This window comes from Paenibacillus profundus (assembly GCF_021369635.1).
GTDB lineage: Bacteria > Bacillota > Bacilli > Paenibacillales > Paenibacillaceae > Paenibacillus_B > Paenibacillus_B profundus.
Genome location: NZ_JAJNBZ010000005.1, coordinates 117,050 through 137,836, shown reverse-complemented (window position 1 = coordinate 137,836; position 20,787 = coordinate 117,050). Strand labels below are relative to the sequence as shown.

General features: G+C 51.4%; 17 protein-coding genes. 16 read left to right on the top strand and 1 reads right to left on the bottom strand.

Annotated features, from left to right (window positions below):
- Nucleotides 1-89 precede the first annotated feature (89 nt).
- From LQV63_RS09340 to LQV63_RS09270, 16 genes are all read left to right on the top strand, one after another.
- A complete protein-coding gene (locus tag LQV63_RS09340) occupies nt 90-1,376 on the top strand; it encodes an ABC transporter substrate-binding protein (protein ID WP_019421865.1) in 1,287 nt (428 codons plus the stop codon).
- Between the two features lie 77 nt (nt 1,377-1,453).
- A complete protein-coding gene (locus LQV63_RS09335) occupies nt 1,454-2,338 on the top strand; it encodes a carbohydrate ABC transporter permease (protein WP_233696486.1) in 885 nt (294 codons plus the stop codon).
- Entirely contained in the window at nt 2,335-3,156 is an 822-nt protein-coding gene (locus LQV63_RS09330) for a carbohydrate ABC transporter permease (protein WP_019421867.1), read from the top strand. The genes LQV63_RS09335 and LQV63_RS09330 overlap by 4 nt, the downstream gene beginning before the upstream one ends.
- Before the next feature lie 42 nt (nt 3,157-3,198).
- Nucleotides 3,199-4,944, top strand: coding sequence for a sensor histidine kinase (locus LQV63_RS09325; protein ID WP_233696485.1), 1,746 nt, complete (start codon nt 3,199-3,201; stop codon nt 4,942-4,944).
- Entirely contained in the window at nt 4,941-6,440 is a 1,500-nt protein-coding gene (locus LQV63_RS09320) for a helix-turn-helix domain-containing protein (RefSeq protein WP_019421869.1), read from the top strand. Before LQV63_RS09325 ends, LQV63_RS09320 begins: the two co-directional genes overlap by 4 nt.
- Nucleotides 6,441-6,492: 52 nt before the next feature.
- Nucleotides 6,493-8,682: an alpha-galactosidase gene (locus tag LQV63_RS09315; RefSeq protein WP_233696591.1), complete on the top strand. Its 2,190-nt coding sequence runs from the start codon at nt 6,493-6,495 to the stop codon at nt 8,680-8,682.
- Between the two features lie 351 nt (nt 8,683-9,033).
- The gene (locus LQV63_RS09310; RefSeq protein WP_233696590.1) at nt 9,034-10,047 is read left to right on the top strand and encodes a LacI family DNA-binding transcriptional regulator; all 1,014 of its coding nucleotides are present in this window, start codon (nt 9,034-9,036) and stop codon (nt 10,045-10,047) included.
- A gap of 144 nt (nt 10,048-10,191) precedes the next feature.
- Nucleotides 10,192-11,526 (top strand): glycoside hydrolase family 30 protein, encoded by a 1,335-nt coding sequence (locus LQV63_RS09305; RefSeq protein WP_233696484.1) that lies wholly within the window; start codon nt 10,192-10,194, stop codon nt 11,524-11,526.
- Between the two features lie 75 nt (nt 11,527-11,601).
- Nucleotides 11,602-13,824 carry a hypothetical protein gene (locus LQV63_RS09300; RefSeq protein WP_325175869.1) on the top strand — a complete coding sequence of 741 codons (2,223 nt, stop codon included), beginning with the start codon at nt 11,602-11,604 and terminating at the stop codon, nt 13,822-13,824.
- Nucleotides 13,775-14,821 carry a hypothetical protein gene (locus LQV63_RS31750; RefSeq protein ID WP_325175868.1) on the top strand — a complete coding sequence of 349 codons (1,047 nt, stop codon included), beginning with the start codon at nt 13,775-13,777 and terminating at the stop codon, nt 14,819-14,821. The genes LQV63_RS09300 and LQV63_RS31750 overlap by 50 nt, the downstream gene beginning before the upstream one ends.
- A 93-nt stretch (nt 14,822-14,914) precedes the next feature.
- Nucleotides 14,915-15,256, top strand: a complete 342-nt coding sequence (locus LQV63_RS09295; RefSeq protein ID WP_325175870.1) for a helix-turn-helix domain-containing protein — start codon at nt 14,915-14,917, stop codon at nt 15,254-15,256.
- A 184-nt stretch (nt 15,257-15,440) separates the two neighbouring features.
- On the top strand, nt 15,441-15,761 hold the full coding sequence (gene trxA / locus LQV63_RS09290) for a thioredoxin (protein ID WP_233696483.1): 321 nt from the start codon (nt 15,441-15,443) through the stop codon (nt 15,759-15,761).
- Nucleotides 15,762-16,019: 258 nt separating this feature from the next.
- Nucleotides 16,020-16,973 carry an ABC transporter substrate-binding protein gene (locus LQV63_RS09285; protein WP_233696482.1) on the top strand — a complete coding sequence of 318 codons (954 nt, stop codon included), beginning with the start codon at nt 16,020-16,022 and terminating at the stop codon, nt 16,971-16,973.
- 6 nt (nt 16,974-16,979) lie between these two features.
- A complete protein-coding gene (locus LQV63_RS09280; RefSeq protein WP_019421877.1) occupies nt 16,980-18,038 on the top strand; it encodes a FecCD family ABC transporter permease in 1,059 nt (352 codons plus the stop codon).
- Nucleotides 18,031-18,813: an ABC transporter ATP-binding protein gene (locus tag LQV63_RS09275; RefSeq protein ID WP_036704431.1), complete on the top strand. Its 783-nt coding sequence runs from the start codon at nt 18,031-18,033 to the stop codon at nt 18,811-18,813. The genes LQV63_RS09280 and LQV63_RS09275 overlap by 8 nt, the downstream gene beginning before the upstream one ends.
- A gap of 118 nt (nt 18,814-18,931) precedes the next feature.
- Entirely contained in the window at nt 18,932-19,276 is a 345-nt protein-coding gene (locus LQV63_RS09270) for an antibiotic biosynthesis monooxygenase (RefSeq protein ID WP_019421879.1), read from the top strand.
- Nucleotides 19,277-19,906: 630 nt separating this feature from the next.
- Here the strand turns inward: LQV63_RS09270 and LQV63_RS09265 are convergent.
- On the bottom strand, nt 19,907-20,776 hold the full coding sequence (locus LQV63_RS09265) for a YitT family protein (protein ID WP_019421880.1): 870 nt from the start codon (nt 20,774-20,776) through the stop codon (nt 19,907-19,909).
- Nucleotides 20,777-20,787 lie beyond the last annotated feature (11 nt).

The window sequence follows — 20,787 nt, the reverse complement described above, 5'->3', positions numbered from 1 at the left end:
GAGCGCTTTCATCGTAGATTAGGTCGTATCTTGCATGTGAATAGCTTGATAAAATGGTGACAACGCTTACAACTAGGAGGTCCAAACCAATGAAAACGCGATTCATTAAAGGGGTAACCGTAGCATTGGCAGCAATCCTGCTGCTAGCTGGATGTTCCAGCAGATCGGGAGATACGAAGATAGATACCGATCAAACGAAGAAAAGTAGTTCGGCCGCGTCAAGAATAACTGTCGACAGCAGTGTGAATGATCCGGTTGTTCAAAGAGTGTACAAAGATATCGTGGAGGCGTTCAAGCAAGAAAATCCAGATATTGACGTCGACCTGCAGTTCCCGGGCTCTGAGCATGATAACATCTTGAAAGTAAAGATGGCAGCGAACGAAATGCCGGACGTCTTCGATACACATGGCTGGGCGCAGGTGCGCTATGGCAATTACTTGGCGGATTTGCGTGATGAAGCGTGGGTTCCTCAATTAACGGACACCATCAAAGATGTTGTCACTGACAAAGATGGCAAAGTATACGCACTCGTGTTGAGCGAAGCGAAAGACGGGTTCACCTACAATGCCGATCTGCTTGAAAAATTGAATATCCCGGTTCCAAAGACATTTGACGAATTGATGGCGGCAGCCGATAAGATTGTGAAAGAAACGAACGGCGAGACGGTTCCGTTCCACTTCTCCGGCATCGACGATTGGACGATCGGCCAATACTTCGATCTGATGGCGACACCGCTGCTCATCAGCCCGGAGAACAATGAGAAAGATGCGCTTCTGGACGGAACGTTCGATTGGACGAAGTGGACGCCACTGCCTGAGAAGTTTCAAGAGATGCACGAAAAAGGCTACATCAACAAAGATGTCATCACTGCAAAATACAGCGATGCTTCCCGTCAGTTTGCAGAGGGAAAAGTAGCATTCGTTATGGTTAACCCAAGTTTTGCGGAAGAAGTGCGCAAAATCAATAAAGACATGAAAATCGGCTACATGCCTGTGCCTGCGCTGATTGCTGGCGATGAGCCAAGCTTCTCAGGCGGCGAGCGCTTTACGATGGGGATATGGAAAGACTCCGAAAAAATGGAGCAAGCGAAAAAGTTCCTCGCATTCTTTGCCAAGCCAGAGAACATGAGCAAAATCGCCAACGTCACGATGCTTCCTCCGGGACTCAACGGCGTTGAAGCGCAGCACGAATTCTCTCCTTTCTATGAGCAATACAAAGATGTTCGTGTATTCCCTTACTTCGACCGCGTCTTTTTGCCGAGTGGAATGTGGGATGTATTGTGCAAGCAAGGTACAGAGCTCTTGGCGGGACGTACCACGCCGGAGAAATATTCCGAAGTAATGAAGCAAGAAGTAGAACGTCTGAGAAATAGATAGACGACAAGCTTATGTGAAGAGGGCGTTGTTCATCCGAGCAAGCCCTCTCTCCATTAGAGGTCAGGAGTGAGGTAACGATGGATACGAAGAGAAAGCTATCATCGGGCAGCGTTTTGAATTTATTTTATATTCCCGCCCTAGCGCTGTTTGCTGTGTTTGTGTTCTATCCCTTTATAAAGGGAATCCAGATTTCGTTTACGAACTGGGACGGGTATTCTCAAGATTTCAGATGGATCGGCTTTGACAACTACAGCCGGATGTTCTCTGATCCACAGATTGTTAACGTCATGAAAAACACGCTTATTTACGGTATGGGCAGCACTTTTTTGCAAAATATGCTCGGTCTGTTGTACGCTTTATACTTGAACCGCTCGATTCGGGCCAAAGGACTTATCCGAACTATCGTATATTTACCGGTTATTATTAGTCCGCTCATTATGGGCTACATCTGGTATTTCTTCTTCCAATACAACGGGGGCGCTCTGAACGATATTGTTCTATTGTTCCAGGACGAGCCGATTAACTTATTAGCAAATGCGGATATAAACGTATGGATCATCACTTTTGTCAATACGTTCCAATACATGGGGATTGCGATGGTTATTTATTTGGCCGGTTTGCAATCGATTTCAAAAGAGTATTATGAAGCTGCGCAAATTGACGGAGCATCGTCACTCAAGCAATTCCGCAACATTACACTGCCGCTGCTCGCGCCATCCATCACGATTAACGTGGTGCTCAATCTGATCGGCGGGTTGAAGCTGTTCGACGTTATTATTGCCATGACCAACGGCGGACCGGGGTATGCGTCTTCGTCGCTGTCCACGTTGATGTATCATCTGTATTTCTCTAGACAAGATGCGGGTTATGCGGCTTCGCTCGGCAACCTGATGTTCGTCATTATATCCGTCATTAGTATGTCTGCGCTGTACTTCTTGCGGAGAAAGGAGATGCAGCAATGATGAAAGCGTACAAAAAATGGCTCATTGCAATCGGTTCGATTTTGCTCGTTGCGATTCATACGATTCCGTTTTATATTTTGTTGACCAGCTCTTTCAAGGCGACGGACGATCTTTCTTCCAAATGGGCATTTCCGGGGTATTTGTATCTCGACAACTTCGTGAATGCTTGGAATGAAGCGAATCTCGGCAGAGCGTTCATTAATAATACCATTATTACAGGAGTTGCGATGGTTCTCGTCGTCGTCATCGGCTCGTTGGCTGCCTATCCATTAGCGCGTCATCAGACGAAGTGGAACAAATTCATGTATATGTTGTTCATCTCGGTGCTCATCGTGCCGCCGTTGGCGATTCTGGTGCCATTGTACCGTTTCTACGTTGATATCCAAGCGCTCAATACGTACTGGGGAATTATTCTCATCCATGTGACGTTCAACTTGCCGATTACGATATTTTTGTATACCGGGTTCATCGGAACGATACCGAAAGATTTGGATGAAGCGGGCATGATCGACGGATCCAGCCGTATCGGACTATTTTTCCGGCTCATTATGCCGCTGCTGAAGCCAGTGACGGCGACCGTTATTATTTTGGCGGGGGTTGCGATTTGGAATGACTATCAATTCTCGGTATTTTTCTTGGAAAAGACCGAAGTGCGGACGATCACTGTATCATTGGCGAAATTTTTCGGACAATATAACAGCAATATCGGTTGGGTTGCCGCAGGCTCGCTTATGGGGGCGCTGCCGATAACATTGGTTTATTTGGCACTGCAGAAGCAGTTCATTCACGGCTTGTCTTCTGGCGCGGTCAAAGGGTAGAAAGCGGCCTTTTGACTACGTACTAAACGGTAGGAGGGCATCATGACATTACAGAAATTGCACTCGCTGCGCTCTAAACTGCTCGTTCTGTACTTCATCGTTTTGATGATTCCGATGATTGTCATCGTGTACGTGATGCCCTCCTATTTTTATAACGTCATTACGGACAAGACGTCGATGCAGACGGAGACAATTTTGGAATCGCTGTCGAAAAATATGGAGACGTATTTAGACGACTTGGTACGGCTTACGATTACGCCTTATTTGAGCGATGAAGTTATGACCGCGCTGAAATTGAAAGCGAGTTCACGCTATAGCGAGGTAGACGATTATACGAAGCTGCTGTCGGAGCGCGCGCTGCGCAACAGCTTGCCGAATTTGATGCGCAATCTGCGGAGCGACATTCTTGGAATTGTGCTGCTGCCGCTGGACGGTTCTACTTATATGATCCCTTCCTCACAAGGGGGACAGATTACAGAGAATTACCCATTCCGGGATCAAGCTTGGTATAAGAAAGCGTACGATGCCGATGGCAAAACGGTATTCATTAGTCCGCATCCGCGTGATTATGTTACGAATCCGGCCGTGTCGCACGCCTTCTCGGTAGCCCGGCTCATTCAGGATCCAGATTCAAGGCAACCGCTTGCTGTTCTGATGGCTGATGCGGATCTGTCGATCATTAATCATTTGGTCAAGGATATCGAATTCGATGTCTCTTCGGTGGTGAGCATCTATGATCAGGACGATAAGTTGATCTTCTCCAATCACGATCTGTCAGAAGAGATGCAACTGCAAGTTGTCCAAGCTGGTGAAGTGGTTAAAGGCGAGCACGATTCGTATGTCAAAATCGCGAAGAAGATGAGCAGTTCAGGATGGAGCATCGTCGTGCTGCTGTCCGAGACGGAATTAATGAATAATATCCGTTGGTTCTATATCGTCGGCGCATTGTTCGCCATTGCCGGAGTGGTGGCGACATTCCTGCTGTTCAACCTGTTATCGCGTTGGATTATCAATCCATATAACAAGCTGCTGGCCGCTATGAATCGCTTCCGGCGCGGAGATTGGCAATCGCGCATTGAAGTGAAGAGTGGTTCAGGCGAGATACATGAGTTATCGCTTGCCTATAACATGATGGCGGATCAGATTAGCGATATGGTCATACGAGAATATATCGGCAAGCTGCAGCTGAAAGAGGCGGAGTACCGTGCGCTGCAGTCGCAGATTCAGCCGCATTTTCTCTATAATACGTTGAATGGATTTATCGGTTTGAACCGCATGAACAAGCGGGATGTGTTGGAGGAAGCCATCGTATCGCTTAGCCGAATGCTGCGCTATACATTAGAAGATAGGACGAAGAGCACCGTTCGTGAGGAATTCGATTTTTTGCAGCGATATTGCGAGCTGCAGCAGATGCGATTCGGCGACAAGTTTACATTCCGAATCGCGCATGAGGAGGAAGTCGGCGAGTATACGATTCCGAAGCTGCTGCTTCAGCCGCTCGTCGAGAACGCGATCATTCATGGCATCGAACCGCTCAGGCGTCCAGCCGCCTTGCAGGTGAATGCTGCGATGGAGCTGGTGGATGGCGAGCAATGGCTCTCGATTGTAATCGAAGATACCGGAAAAGGCTTCGATGCCGCAGCGGTCCGGCCGAATGCGGTCGGGCTGGTCAATACGAAGGAACGCTTGAACCTGCTGTACCAGTCGCCGGTCTTTGCCGTGCAGAGCGCAGTGCATGAGGGGACGAAGATTACGATTCAAATCCGGAAGGAAGAAGTGAGTGCATGAGAATTATCATTGCCGATGATGAATATCTGGTGCGCATGACTCTGGTGAGCATGATTCAAGAGATGCCGCATCCGTTTGAAATATGCGGCCAAGCGGAGAGCGGAGAGGAACTGCTTGACCTGCTGCCGGATTGCAGACCCGATATTGTGCTGCTCGATCTGCGGATGCCGGAGATGGGCGGGTTGGAGGCGATGCGCATCGGGAAAGATCAATCTCCGTTGACGCATTGGATCATTCTTACCGGCTTCTCCGACTTTGACAGTGCGCGGGAATCCGTCAAGCTGGGGGCCTCCGATTACCTGCTGAAGCCATCGAGCGCCAAGGAATTGGAGCAGGCGCTGCATAGAGTCGCCAAGATGGTGCAAGAACAGCGCAACCTGCTTCAGAAGCAGTTCGAGAGCAATTTAAACGCGGCCTTCTCGGGTTGGATTGACCCTGCATTGGCGCGCAAAGATACATTTATGGAGCGGGCGCATTATACCGGCGTCTCGTTCGCGATCGACAGTGGTATGGAAGAACGGGCGGAAGCGTTCCACCAGCAATTTTTTTCGCAGCTGCGCCTTGAGATGGAAGCTGCCGTATCAGAGTCATTCTATCCCGCTCTATTCATGCTTCCCAATGGAGAGATGGCCTTTATCGGCGCTTGGCTGCCAGAGCGGGAGGAGGAGGGAAGCCGGGTGCTGCGCAGGCTCCTGCGCAAGCTGGAAGCAGATGTGCAGGCACGAAGCGGCAAGCAGGCTGCCGTGACGTTATTCTCGACGGGGGTATGCCTCTCGTTGCAGGAGCTGCGGCTGGAGCTGAACGAATGTTCGCGCGCAGCTCCGCTGCGCGTGACGAAAGGGATTGGCAGACATTGGAGCAAGGAGCAGCTCGTCGGCCAGCACCCCGAATGGCTTATGGAACTCGGCCAACTATGGCTCGATCTGAGTGAAGCCTATAAGGCACACCATTATTTGGCCTATATGAAGACGGTTGATCGTCTCCGCCAGCATTTCATTACAGAAGGATTGCACAGTTTGCCTCAGCCTGTGGCTCAACCGATTGAAGAGTATGCTTGTGTAGCTTTGAACCGCCGAATCAGTTTACAGGGAGATGAATGGGTTCGGACACTATATGAGATCGGGGAATCGCTGCTCCAGCACCATGCTTCGAAGGATAGCGGTTCACGGATGATCGAACAGGTCATTTCCTATTTGGAACAGCATTATGCATGTGAAATCACATTGGCGGAGCTGGCCCGGGACTTCCGTGTGACGCCGAACTATTTAAGCACGTTATTTCATCAAACGACAGGCACGACCTTTGTGAAATATGTAACCCGGCTGCGGATGATGCAGGCGAAGCAGCTGCTTGCGGACCAAGCTCTGCAGGTGCAGCAGGTTGCCGAAAAAGTCGGTTATTACAGTACCAGACATTTTACGAAATGCTTCTTCGAATTCGAGGGATGCTCGCCGTCCGAATATAAGAAGAAGCGGAAGCTGCAAGATTTGCATTAAGGTATTCATGCTTGCAACAAATAGATGAAGAAAATACTTGGGAGGGGTAATGATGAATATAGTCTACAACGAGGCGGAGCAGCTTTTTCACCTGCAGACCAAAGGGACTAGCTACATGATGCAAGTGGTGAAGGGCGGTTACTTGGCCCATGTGTATTGGGGACGCAAGCTGAGAGGAATTCATGAGATGGAGCGGATCAGCTATGTGGATCGCTGTTCGTTCCACCCGAATCCAGACCCGCGGGACCGCTCGTTCTCGACCGACACGCTCCCGCAGGAGCTGCCAGGCTATGGGTGCGGGGATTTTCGCCATCCGGCCTATGAAGTGCAGTTCGAGCAAGGAGCAACTGCTTCTGAGCTTATCTATAAAAGTCACACAATTATAAGTGGGAAGCCTCGATTAGAGGGACTGCCTGCGACATATGTCGAGTCTGAGGAAGAAGCGATGACGCTCGAGATCGAGATGGAAGATGCGGTCACAGAGCTGCGAGCGGTTATGCAGTATACCGTATACGCAGAGCATGATGCCATCATCCGCTCTGTCCGCTATAGGAATGCGAGCACCTCAGAGATGAAGCTGCAGCGGGCGCTTAGCATGAGCGTCGACTTCCCGCATGCGGAGTTCGACTTGCTGCGCTTGCCGGGCGCTTGGGCGCGCGAACGCCACATCGACCGGCATCCGCTAGCCACTGGCACGCAATCGGTGGAGAGCCGCCGCGGGTCGAGCAGCCATCAGCAAAATCCGTTCATTGCGCTGTTGTCGCGCGGGGCGGATGAGGAGCACGGCGATGTCTATGGCTTCAGCCTCGTCTATAGCGGAAGCTTCCTGGCGCAGGCGGAAGTCGATCAATTCCGCTCGACGCGCGTCTCGATGGGGATGAATCCGTTCGACTTCGAATGGCTGCTTGAACCAGACCAATCGTTCCAGACGCCGGAAGTGGTCATGGTCTATTCTGGCGCAGGGCTGGGCGAAATGTCACGAACGTATCACCATCTATATCGTACCCGGCTATGCCGCGGACATTTCCGCGATCGCGAGCGCCCGGTGCTCGTGAACAATTGGGAAGCGACGTATTTTGATTTTACGGCAGACAAGATTGAGGCATTGGCGGGCTCGGCTGGAGAGCTAGGCATTGAACTGCTCGTACTGGACGACGGCTGGTTCGGCAAGCGGAACGATGACCGCAGCTCGCTTGGCGATTGGTTCGTCAATACCGAGAAACTGCCGGGCGGTCTGGATGATGTGGCGCGCCGGGTAAATGCGCAAGGTGTGCAATTCGGCCTCTGGTTCGAGCCGGAAATGATCTCGCCAGACAGCGAGTTGTACCGAGCTCACCCGGATTGGTGCCTGCATGTGCCCGATCGCAGACGGACGCAGGCGAGATCCCAGCTTATTCTGGACTTCTCGCGCCAAGAGGTGTGCGATGCGGTCGTAGAATCACTGTCCAACATTTTGGCGAATGCCCCCATTTCTTATGTGAAGTGGGACATGAACCGCAATATGACGGAGATCGGTTCGGCCAGCTTGCCGCCGCAGCGGCAGCGGGAAACTGCTCATCGCTATATGCTGGGTGTATACAGCGTAATGGAGCAGGTGACAACCGCCTTCCCACACGTGTTGTTCGAGAGCTGCTCTGGCGGCGGCGGGCGCTTCGATCCCGGCATGCTGTACTATATGCCGCAGACGTGGACGAGCGATGATACCGATGCGGTAGAGCGGTTGAAGATTCAATACGGCACAAGCCTCGTCTATCCGATTAGCACGATGGGTGCGCATGTGTCAGCGGTGCCGAACCATCAGATTGGCAGAGTCACCTCCTTAGAGATGAGGGGGCATGTCGCGATGTCGGGGAACTTCGGCTATGAGCTCGATCTGACCAAGTTCACGGACGCCGAGAAGACGGCTGTTAAGGAGCAAGTAGCATTCTATAAGTCAGTGCGCGCCTTGGTTCAGAATGGGGACATGTACCGGCTGTGCAGTCCGTTCGAAGGCAATGACACGGCGTGGATGTTCGTCTCCGCGGATCGATCGGATGCGCTGCTCGGTCACTTCCGCGTGCTTGCAGAACCCAATCCAGCTAGCTGCCGCATTAAGCTGAGAGGTCTGTGCCCGGATACGATGTATCATTTAGAGCAGACCGGACGCATCTATGGCGGGGATGAGCTCATGTATGCGGGGATTTTTATACCGCAGATGGAGCACGATTTCTGTAGCATTATGTACCGATTTACAGCTTTGTAGGAACTGACCGCCACCTTTGCGCGTAATGAGCAGAGGTGGCGGTTGTGGCATAACTGTCGGAAATCTACAGTGCTTTGAACCTCTTATTTCAGAAATCGCTGAAAAGCAGCCGGATCCACTGGACGAAATATAAGTCCACACGCCGTTTACCTGTCTATGCCATACATTTTGCTGTATATTTTTCATTGGGCTTACTTCGATCACGAAAATAATGTAGTTCAACTCTACGCTCAGCACGCCAATTGTCCACCACTTATATAGTTGTGATTTGACGAATGCGGGTGAAGCGTATAGAATGCAAATTATTAAGGAACCACTTTGGTGGAATTTAGCACAGGAGTGAGCTCCAGATTGATCACCATCTATGACATTGCCAAAAAAACCGGCTACTCACCTACAACGGTATCCAAGGTATTCAACAATTACTCCGACGTGAGAGCGAGAACGAGGCAGGAGATTTTGCAGGCAGCCGAAGAGCTCGGCTATGTGCCCAATGCCCATGCTCGCACGCTTACGACGAAGAAATCGTGGACGATTGGCGTGCTGTTCGTAGAATCATCGGGAATCGGAATTCGTCATCCCTACTTCAGTGCTGTGATTGAGAGCTTCAAGCAGGTCGCAGCTTCGAAAGGCTATGTGCTGATGTTCATCTCGAAAGACGTGGGCGGCAGGCGCAGCGGGTACTTGGAGAACTGCAAGCTTCGCGGTGTTGACGGCGTGGTCGTCATTTTGTCGGATTATGATGATCCCGACCTGCAGGAGCTGTTTGACAGCAACATCCCGTGCGTAGTCATCGATTACGATACGACGCAAGCCCATGCGGTCTACTCGGACAATATCGAGGGCAGCTACCGGGCCGTCGAATACTTGCATTCATTGGGGCATCGGCGTATCGCTCACATTACCGGCGGCATGAATACGTTTGCGGGCGCCAAGCGGGAGACGGGCTACACAACTGCGTTGAAGCGCTTGAAGCTGCAGCCGCAGGAAGCGTACATCGTAGCGGGCGCTTATTTTTCCATTGAAAGCGGATACGCTGCCATGATGAAGCTGCTTGAGCTTGAAGAGCGGCCGACCGCCGTGTTTGCGGCAGGAGATCATCTGGCCTTGGGAGCTATGATAGCGGCTAAGGAGCACGGATTATCGCTCCCTCGCGATATGTCGATTATAGGATATGACGATATCGATCTAGCCCAGTATTTGACGCCGGCACTGACGACGATTCGTCAAGACAGTGTTCGTATGGGGAGCCGGGCGGCTGAGATTCTTATCCAATCCATCGATAACGACACAACCTCGTTAGAAGCGATCGTGCTGCCAGTGGAGTTAGTAGTGCGGGAGTCGTGCATCCGCGTTGAACAATAAGAATGAATATGCTTTGTGTGCGGGAACGCAGGCAGGGCGTTTCGTTCTTATTCACGGGGAAGGCAAGCCGCCGGAACCGAAATCTTTTTTTTGCAGTTTTTCGAAACCGGTTTCGATTCATATATATCAAAGGAGTTGGATGAAATGGCACAAGGAAAATGGATACTTACAAGCAAGTCAGATCGGCTTAGTGACAAGGGGGTTGTTTCCTTCACGGCAAGAGTAGAGGGTCGAACGGCGGATATCGAGTTGGATCCTAACGTTACATATCAGACGATACTCGGTTTCGGCGGAGCATTTACCGAGGCTTCGGCGTATACGCTTTCCCGCATGAGTCAAGAGAAGCGGGCTGAAGCTATCCGCAGCTATTTCGATGCTAGCGAGGGACTGGGATACACGATTGGACGCGTTCATATTCATAGCTGCGACTTTGCGCTGGAGAACTATACGTACGTGGAGGACTTTGATTCCGAGCTGAGCACCTTCGATATTTCCCGTGATCACCGCTGGGTGTTGCCGTTAATTAAAGATGCAGTCAAAGTGAAAGGCGGAGACATTACGATGCTGACGTCTCCTTGGAGCCCGCCCGCATGGATGAAGACGAATGGAGAGATGAATCACGGCGGTCAGCTGAAGGCGGAATACCGCGACGTCTGGGCCCGTTACTATACGAAATTTATTGAGGCGTACCGCAATGCGGGTGTGCCGATCTGGGGCATCACGATACAGAATGAGCCGGACGCGGTGCAGACATGGGATTCCTGCATTTATAGCGCGGAAGAAGAACGCGATTTTATTAAAAACCACCTCGGTCCGGTTATGCATGAAGCAGGTATGCAGGATGTGAACATCCTCATCTGGGATCACAACCGCGACATTATAGTAGATCGCGCCTCGGTTGTCCTGTCCGATCCGGAAGCGGCGAAATATGTATGGGGCACTGGCTTCCACTGGTATGTTAGCGAGGAGTTCGAAAATGTGGGAAAGGTGCATGACATGTTCCCAGACAAGCATCTCCTCTTCACGGAAGGATGCCAAGAGGGCGGCGTTAAGCTCGGCGAATGGTTTACAGGCGAGCGATACGGGCGTAACATCATCGGCGATCTGAACAATTGGACCGAAGGTTATTTGGACTGGAACATCGTATTGGACGAGACCGGCGGACCTAACCATGTGAACAATCTATGCGATGCCCCGATCATTGCGGATACGACGACAGATACGCTGCACTATAACAGCTCTTATTATTACATCGGTCATTTTAGCAAATACATTGTGCCCGGCGCCGTGCGCATAGGTTTGACGTCTGCGGTAGACGGGGTGCTGGCGACGGCGTTCCGCAACCCGGACGGCAGCATTGCCGCCGTGCTGATGAACGAGAGCGACGAAGCCCGCCAAGCTGCGATCGGTCTAGGTGAACAGATTACGGAAGCTGTGCTGCCGCCGCATTCCATCGCTACCATCCTGATCCACAGTTAAGCCGTGCCATAACCGGCGAAGCCGTTCGCTCAAGTGGGCATCCGGCTTCGCTGCACTCACGAGGAGGTTATTACGTTGGTTAACTATTCATATGAACAGCAATCATTCGTTATCGAAGGCTTTGATCAAGCGAAGCCATTCTCCAGCTTTTTGCCTGGCATGGCCGGCCTGAAAGGGATTCCGATGTGGACGTTCTATGTGAATCGCGGCCAAGCGGTATGCAGCTTCGGCATTCGGGATAAGAATTCGTCCATCATGGAATTCTCGCCTGCGAGCATCACCTATAAGAGCATTGCGACGAATGGCTTCCGCACCTTTATTAAGATTCGCGGGGTAGAGACCGTCTATGAGCCTTTTCAGACGAGCTGTCCCGATTCTGCCGCGAAGCGTGTCATGCGCATACGTCCGAACGAACTTACGATTGAGGAACAGAATGTGATCCAGGGATTGGAGACCCGTGTCACTTATTTCAATCTGCCGCATGAAGATTATGCGGCATTGGTGCGGCAAGTAGAGGTGAAGAACGTCTCGCAGCAAGCGTTGGAGCTCGAGATTCTGGACGGCATGCCGGAAATTCTTCCATACGGTGTGGAGAACGGCGGTTTTAAGGAAGTGGGCAACCTGCTGCGCAGCTGGATGGAAGTATATAATCTGGAGCAAGGAATTCCGTTCTACAAGGTGCGATCGAGCACGCATGATGAAGCAGAGGTAAGCGAAGTCGCGAACGGACATTTCTATTTGTCGTTCAGCGAGGATGGTCAGCCGATAACGCCCATTGTCGACTTTGAAATCATTTTCGGCAGCAATACGTCGCTCGCTTATCCAGAGCGCTTCGCCGATACAACGCTATCCGACCTGGTTCAACAGCCGCAATACCCATACAATAAAGTGCCGTGCGGATTTACCGGTACGGCCCGGACACTGCAGCCGGGACAGAGCCTCCACATCTATACCTTGATCGGACATGTGAACGACATTGGAAAGATAAACCGGCGGGCAGCGAGCATCTGCAGCGCTCAATATGTGTTACGCAAACGCCAAGAAGCCAACGACTTGACCGAGCAGCTGACCGAAGACATCGCCACACATACGTCTTCGCCGATGTTCGACGCCTATAGCCGCCAATCGTACATGGATAATTTCTTGCGTGGAGGGTATCCGTTCCTGTTCGACAATGGCAAGGATGGCTTCGTCATTCATTTGTATTCGCGCAAGCATGGCGACTTGGAGCGGGACTATAATTTCTTCTCGCTAGCGCCTGAATATTACTCCCAAGGCAATGGCAACTTCCGCGACATGAACCAGAACCGGCGCAACGATGTGTTCTTCAATCCGCAGGTAGGGACCTTCAATATTTGGATGTTCTTTAGTCTCATGCAAGCGGACGGATACAATCCGCTTGGCGTTGCGGGCTGTACGTTTCAGGTGCCGAGGGTGAACGCAGGTAAGCTGGCGGAGTGGATCAAGACCGCGGCGGCAGACAAGCATGAGCCGTTGCTGGCTATATGCAGCAGCAAGTTCACGCCAGGCAAAATTATTAATTACATTGCTGACCACGCGGTGCCGCTTCAGATGAGCGAAGAGCAGTTCCTGACTGGTCTGTTCGCCTTGGCTGAGCAGCAGATCGAGGCTGAATTCGGCGAAGGGTTCTGGACAGACCATTGGACTTACAACATGGACCTCGTAGACGGCTATCTTGAAATCTTCCCGGACAAAAAGGAAGAGCTGCTATTCGGAGAGGATACATACGCTTTCTACGACAGTCCGGCGTATGTGCTGCCGCGCAGCGAGAAGTATGTGCTGAGCGGCGATAAAGTCCGCCAATACGGAGCTCTTATCCGGGACGAAGAGAAGATGGAGCAACTCGGGCGCAAAGTGAAGGAGACTCATTGGCTGCGTACACATAACGGTCGCGGGGAAATCTATCGGACGAATCTGTTCGTGAAAATGCTGTCGTTATCCTTGAACAAGTTCTCCTGCTTGGATCCGTACGGAATGGGCGTGGAGATGGAGGCGAACAAGCCGGGCTGGAACGATGCGATGAATGGGCTGCCAGGCTTATTCGGCTCGGGCATGAGCGAGACATTCGAGCTGAAGCGTCTCGTCCAGTTCATGCTGAATGCTCTGGATGAATACAGCAGTCGCACGATACGCGTGCCCGAGGAAATGGCCGAACTGCTGCACGAAGTCCATCAAGCTATTAAGGAGTACGCGGAAGGCCGAACGGAGCAGTTCGTATTGGGATCGCGTGGCATCCCTAAGAGAAAGCTATCGCGAACGCATCCGCTTCGGCATTAGCGGAATAGAAGCTGAAGTGTCTCTGGATGTTGTCCAAGCCGCATATCGGAAATTTATAGCCAAGATTGACGAAGGCATCGAGCAAGCGATAGAGTTCGGCACTGGACTCACACCGACATACTTCCGCTTTGAAGCGGAAGCGTACGAAGCCATTACCGATGAGCAGGGACACGCGGTTATGAGCGGATACGGCCTGCCGAAGGCGAAGGTAAACGGCTTCAAGGCGTACGCCCTGCCTTATTTCTTGGAAGGTCCGACACGTTGGTTGAAGACGATCGATGATCCGACACAGGCGAAACATATCTATGATCGGATCAGATCGACAGATCTGTTCGATCCGACGACGCACATGTACAAAACCTCGGTCAGTCTGGAACAGGAATCGCATGAGATCGGCCGGATGCGCGCCTTTACGCCAGGATGGCTGGAGCGGGAATCGAACTTCCTGCACATGTCATACAAATATTTGCTTGCGCTGCTTAAAGCTGGGCTGTACGAGGAGTATACGAATGAATTGAAGACATCGCTCGTCCCGTTCCTCGACCCGGCCGTATACGGTCGAAGCACCTTGGAGAACTCGTCATTCATCGCGACCGGCGTCAATCCGGATCCGCATGTGCATGGCCGCGGCTTCGTCGCCAGGTTAAGCGGATCGACGGCGGAATTCATCAGCATGTGGAGATATATGATGGTTGGCAAGAGATTGTTCCGCATGCATAACGGCGAACTAGAGCTTACTTTCTGTCCGATCCTTCCAGGCTGGCTGTTCGATGATTCCGGCCAAGTGTCATTCAAGTTTCTCGGCCGTGTGCAAGTGACTTACCACAACCCGCGGCGAGCGGATACGTTCGGTGAAGCGGCGGCGGTCGTACGCAGTCTTACCGTCACGCTGAACAATGGTCAAGTCATCGAGGTGGACGCTGGCACCCTTCACGGTTCTGTAGCGGAAGCCATACGCAGTGGTGAAGCGGCATCCATTGATGTATACCTGACATAGCTGCGCGTTCTGAACCATAACTCGAGCTAGTGCCGCGTAAGCCGTCACCGTCATCACGGTGGAAATGGTGGAAAAGGCTGCTGGCTCAGCGGCATCTGCAATGAAAGAAAATTATTTTCGGCCGCTGAATATGGCGCTGGTGAGCAATCATGTATCGTCCAGCTACACTTTTTTCAGCGAAGCATTCAAGGCATTCACCGGAGATACTTCGTATCGTATCTGAAAAAGGTTAGAATTCGAAAAGCGATGGAACTGCTTGCTCATAGCTCCATGCGACTGGCTGAAGCAGGGAACGCGGTTGGCTTTGAGAATACGAAGCAGCAGTTCTCACGTATGTTCAAGAAACTGGAGGGAATATCCCCGCACGAGTACCGATTGAAGGTCCGAGTGGATATTCAGTTATCTGACCCGTCCATAATGTCTGATATAGTCTGATTCCATCAATACAGTTGACCTGCAAGAGGCGCATGATTCTGAGCAGCGCCTCTTTGTCGCATCAAGCTGTACCGTCTGGATAATAAGATAGCTAGATAGCTGAGATAGTTGACGAATGGAGCAGAAAGATCTATATTATACCCATAGGGGTATATAGTGACAACTAGTTAGGAGGAATATAGACATGACAACGGTGGAATTAACAGACAGCACGATTGAAGCTTTTATCCAGGACAATAAGCTGGTATTGGTCGACTTCTGGGCGCCGTGGTGCGGACCTTGCCGCATGATTGCGCCGACGCTCGATAGATTGGCCGAAGAAATGGGAGATCGGGCGATTATAGCTAAGGTCAATGTGGATAGCAACCCATATGCAGCCATCAAGTATCAGGTGCAGGGGATCCCGAATTTGAAGCTGTTTTATGAAGGCAAGGAAGTGGAAGGCTTTGTCGGCGTACAGCCATTGGAAACTTTGCAGCGCGCAGTAATGAATTATGTCCGATAATGCATGTAAGACCGTGAGCTGGCACCAAGCTGCACGGTCTTTTTTGATCGGCAGGACAACCGGTGTGTGGGAGAGAGGTGTGATAGAAAAGGGAATACGCATTTCTTTGTTGACAATGATAATCAATATCAACTATTATAACTAAAGAATATGATAATGATTCTCATTATCGACAGAGTAAAGATATGAGGATTCAATTTTATCATCCATCATGATCACTCATCGCTACTCACTACATATCCATAGGAGGTATTTTTCATGTTACGTTCTGTTGTCCGCCATTCCGGTAAGCTTATGCTAGCTGCCGCATTAGTATGCTCGTCGCTTGTACATGCCGCATTCAATGCGCCGGTAGCGAGCGCGCAGGCCAACATTGTCGTTAAGGATTTCGCCGACCGGGAGCTGACATTAAGCAAGCCAGTCGAGAAGGTGGTCACGCTAGCTGCTGGAGATGCACAGATTGTGGCGGCATTGGGCGGAAAAGTCGTTGGTCGCCCGAACACGAGCAATAAGACATTGCCAAAAGAGGTGTTGGACGCACCGGTTATCGGATCGGGTCATGCGCCGAATTACGAGAAGATTACTTCATTGAAGCCAGAGTTGGTCATTGCAAGCAAAAGCTTGAACATAAAGGATATTAAAGCGTTGGAAGCAACTGGTGCGCTAGTGTACGTGGCCAGCTCTGAATCCGTTAATGAAATTAAGGAGAATGTGCTGAAGATCGGACAATTGCTCGGCAAGACGGAGAAGGCCAAGGCGACCGTTAAAGCAATGGACATCAAGCTGCAAATTGCCGGTAAGGTCAATAAAGACAATCCGAAGAAGGCCTTAATCGTGTACGGCGCTCCCGGCACATTGCTGGCTGCGCTCCCATCTTCGCTTCCAGGCGATCTGTTAACGAGAGCCGGGGGCAGAAATGTAGCTGCACAATTTCCGAAGCTGGATAAAATGTCTGGTTATGCGCAGCTGAGTGCGGAGCGTGTCATTGCAGCGGATCCAGATATTATTTTGCTCATTACGCACGGAGACCCGGAAGCAGTACAGAAAGCATTTAATGAAGAAATTAGTAAAAATGCAGCCTGGAGCAGTATGACAGCCGTGAAGAACGAAAATATCATCGTGCTTCCTTCACATCTGTTCGGCACCAATCCAGGTACGAAAATCGCAGACGCCTTAAATGTTCTTGCGACTCATCTGAAACAGGCGGAGTGATAACGGATGACTATCGATGCCAAGCTGAAGGCTCCCGAAGCGTTCAGCGAGGGGGTACAGAGTCAAGACCCGCGTAAGTGGAAGCGGACGGTGACCATCATTGCAACCGTAGTGCTTCTGGTGGCAGCATTTCTATACGGACTGTCGACAGGGGCGGTATCCATTCCCGTGAAGACGATATGGGAGGTGCTAATTCACCGCGAGCCTTCGACCGATGATCAGATTATTTGGAACTTCCGGCTGCCGCGCACCTTGTTGGCTATGGTGGTAGGGAGCTCCTTAGCCATCTCCGGCGCATTCATGCAAGGAGTCATGCGCAACCCGCTTGCCGATCCGGGCATTATCGGCGTATCGGCAGGAGCGGGCCTGATGGCCGTCATCATCATGCTCATTTTTCCGGAAATGATTTATTTGGTTCCGGCAGCCGCTTTTGTTGGTGCATGGGTCGCCGTTATGATTACTTACAGCCTCGCCTGGAAGAAAGGGGCCTCGCCGCTGCGCATCATCTTGGCAGGGGTAGCCGTCAACGCTTTGGCAGGGGCTGTCACATCAGGCATTATGCAGCTTTACAGCGACAGAGTGCAAGCCGTGCTGCCTTGGCTGTCTGGAGGTCTTGCCGGTGTGAGCTGGTACCATCTCCAGATGGTGCTGCCTTACTTTGCCGTTGCTCTCCTCCTGTCGGTGTTCGGCATTAGGCATGCGAATGTTCTGCTGCTTGGCGATGAGGCAGCGAAGCTGCTCGGGCATCCGACGGAAAAGAGTCGTCTGTTCCTTATTTCGATCAGCACCCTGCTGGCCGGCATCGCCGTGAGCGTGTCAGGATTGATAGGCTTCGTCGGCCTTGTCGTCCCGCATATGGTACGGCTAATTGTCGGCAACAACTATGCGTACTTGCTGCCGGTATCCGCCCTGGGCGGTGCGGCGCTGGTCGTGTTCGCCGATACAGCCGCACGGAGCTGGTTCGACCCGCTGGAATTGCCAGTAGGAATTTTGCTGGCCGTGGTGGGGGCACCATTCTTCCTCTATTTATTAAGACGCGGAGGTGTGTTCAGTGGCCGTGCTTAGTGCGGAACAGCTGTGCTTCGACATGTCACAGCATTTTGGAATTAAGGATGTGTCCCTTTATGCTGAGCAGGGTGAGCGGATTAGCATTATTGGACCTAACGGCTCAGGCAAGTCTACGCTGCTGAAGCTTATGGCCAGACTGCTCAAGCCGCATCAGGGTCTGGTCATGCTGGATGGCAAGGATATCGCGGTTATGAAAGGGAGAGAGACGGCGAAAGCGCTGTCGATGCTGACCCAAATTCAGCCGCAGCTGACCGACATGACCGTCCGCGATCTGGTGCAATATGGTCGACATCCCCACAGCAGCATGCTGTCAGGCACATCCCGAGAAGACCGCGCCGTGACGGAATGGGCCATCAGCGCCACGCGCATGGAGACATTGGCTGATCGGCCGCTGGAATCGTTATCTGGAGGAGAGCGCCAACGCGCATGGATTGCGATGGCTTTAGCCCAACAGCCGAAGGTCCTGCTGTTGGATGAACCGACGACCTATTTGGATATTGCTAACCAGCTTGAGGTTCTGGAGCTGATGAACCAGCTGAATGGACAGATGAACATGACGATTGTGATGGTGCTGCACGATATCAATCAGGCGGCTCAATACAGCGATCGCATGATTGTGATGCATGACGGAAGCGTCGTTCATCATGGACCACCCCGTGACGTGATGACACCGGACATGTTCGAGAGCGTGTTCCGCATCCGGGTTCGCATTCATCAAGAAGAAGCATATCCCTATATATTTCCGCTGGCTGTTGCGGCCGGCACCCTATGAGAGGTTGTTCAAGAAGTCGAAGTCGAGAATGATTTCGATATAGTTTTCTTGCAAAAACATGTACTTCTCGATGCTGAAAAGCGATCTTTTTGAACACGCACTATAAGGAGGAATCCCCATGATTGCTGTAACGAATTGCATTCGCGTGCATAAAGGGATGGGAGGCCATTTGGAGACAAGATTTGAACGACCGAAGCACGTGCATCGGATGCCGGGATTCGTGAGCATGGAGCTATTAAAGAACGGACAGGAGGAGGAGTACGACGAATTCGTAGTCCGCACGGTCTGGCAGGACCGTGCCGCGTTCGACAACTGGGTCCAGAGCGAGGAATTCAAGCGTGGTCATTCGCGCCGCGAGCAGGCCGATGGCAACATCATCGACTTTAAGGTGACAATATATGAAGTGGTGCATCGCCATCAACCAGATGCCGAGTCCGATTCGGCTGCCGAAGCGGCCATATAAGGGACGAGATAAAATACAAAAAGAGCTGGGATATACCGTGTTGGTATATTCCAGCTCTTCTCGTTGATCCAGAAGACGCACTACTGCTCGTGTTCGCAGTATTAATTGGCCACCGAGCAGAATTGCTTCTATTGTATAACTCGATTTCGTCATTCCGCCCTGTGGAGAACATGCTGTGGCGATAACAAGCTGTCACGATAGTATATGCCCACTCTCCCTTTTACTCAGCTTTTCACGCAGAGCCTCTCTCCTGACGGCAAGGGAGAGTGAAGCTAGCGATGGCACGAACGTAACTTATACCTGCTGCATGTATGTACGAACTGTCACGATGCGTATATGCCCACTCTCCCTTTTACTTAGCTTTTCACGCAGAGCCTCTCTCCTGACGGCAAGGGAGAGTGAAGCTAGCGATGGCAGTAACGTAACTTATACCTGCTGCAGGTATGTACGAACTGTCACGATACGTATATGCCCACTCTCCCTTTTACTCAGCTCTTCACGCAGAGCCTCTCTCCTGACGGCAAGGGAGAGTGAAGCTAGCGATGGCACGAGCATATCTATTGCCTACGGCCAGTCTGTACCATTTATTCATCTTCAGCTTGCGGCTTGAATGTGGAATCCCAATTCTCGTTACTCTTCGCGGAAGCCTTCGCCCAACACATCATGAACATCGTTGACGACAATGAAGGCGCGCGGATCAATCTCTTTCACCAAAGTTTTAAAGCGGCGAATCTCCGTGCGGCTGACTACGCAGTATACCATTTGCTTCGGTTCGCGCGAATAAGCACCAATGACTGGGACGAGTGTTACGCCACGCTCCATTTCCTTCGTAATGGTATTTGCGATTTGGTCCGAATGATTGGTAATGACCGTAAAGGCTTTGGCCGCATAAGCGCCTTCTTGAATGAAATCGATCATTTTCGAGGAAATAAAAACGGCCACCAATGTATACAATATCTTTTCCTTCGGTATGTAGAACAGCGCTGCGCCGATAATGAAAATATCGAGGAAAAGAATGAACTGCCCCATGCTGATGCCGAGGCGGCGATTCGCCATGCGTGCAAGAATATCGACGCCGCCGGTCGTGCCGCCGAAGCGGAAGACAATACCGAGCCCCGTTCCTAAGGTAACGCCGGCGTATAGGGTAGCCAAAATGAAATCATGCTCCGTCTGGAAGGGAATGATCCACTCGCGGGCAACCGCCTGCTCAAACAGCCATAGGAACAAAGTGAGCGAGAGAACGCCGTAAACGCTGTACACCATCTGTTTGCTGCCCAGAGCGCGCCAGCCAATAGCGAACAAAGGAATGTTTAGCACTAACGTGGATAAGGAGGGTTTTATGCCTGCCGCGTAATTAAGCAGTACCGTAACTCCCGTGACTCCGCCCTCCATAAGCTGATTCGGAATAATAAAGTAAATTAAACCGAATGCATAAATTGCCGTGCCGACCGTTATCGGAAGAAAGGTATGCCATACGCGCTGAAACAGGGATGAATTCACGTAATTCAGGG

Bases quoted from the DNA above. Each gene is read 5' to 3' on its own strand.
- LQV63_RS09280 (WP_019421877.1), top strand. From the start codon at position 16,980: ATGACTATCGATGCCAAGCTGAAGGCTCCCGAAGCGTTCAGCGAGGGG.
- LQV63_RS09315 (WP_233696591.1), top strand. From the start codon at position 6,493: ATGAATATAGTCTACAACGAGGCGGAGCAGCTTTTTCACCTGCAGACC.
- LQV63_RS09340 (WP_019421865.1), top strand. From the start codon at position 90: ATGAAAACGCGATTCATTAAAGGGGTAACCGTAGCATTGGCAGCAATC.
- LQV63_RS09330 (WP_019421867.1), top strand. From the start codon at position 2,335: ATGATGAAAGCGTACAAAAAATGGCTCATTGCAATCGGTTCGATTTTG.
- LQV63_RS09305 (WP_233696484.1), top strand. From the start codon at position 10,192: ATGGCACAAGGAAAATGGATACTTACAAGCAAGTCAGATCGGCTTAGT.
- LQV63_RS09335 (WP_233696486.1), top strand. From the start codon at position 1,454: ATGGATACGAAGAGAAAGCTATCATCGGGCAGCGTTTTGAATTTATTT.
- LQV63_RS09285 (WP_233696482.1), top strand. From the start codon at position 16,020: ATGTTACGTTCTGTTGTCCGCCATTCCGGTAAGCTTATGCTAGCTGCC.
- LQV63_RS09320 (WP_019421869.1), top strand. From the start codon at position 4,941: ATGAGAATTATCATTGCCGATGATGAATATCTGGTGCGCATGACTCTG.
- LQV63_RS09270 (WP_019421879.1), top strand. From the start codon at position 18,932: ATGATTGCTGTAACGAATTGCATTCGCGTGCATAAAGGGATGGGAGGC.
- trxA (WP_233696483.1), top strand. From the start codon at position 15,441: ATGACAACGGTGGAATTAACAGACAGCACGATTGAAGCTTTTATCCAG.
- LQV63_RS09325 (WP_233696485.1), top strand. From the start codon at position 3,199: ATGACATTACAGAAATTGCACTCGCTGCGCTCTAAACTGCTCGTTCTG.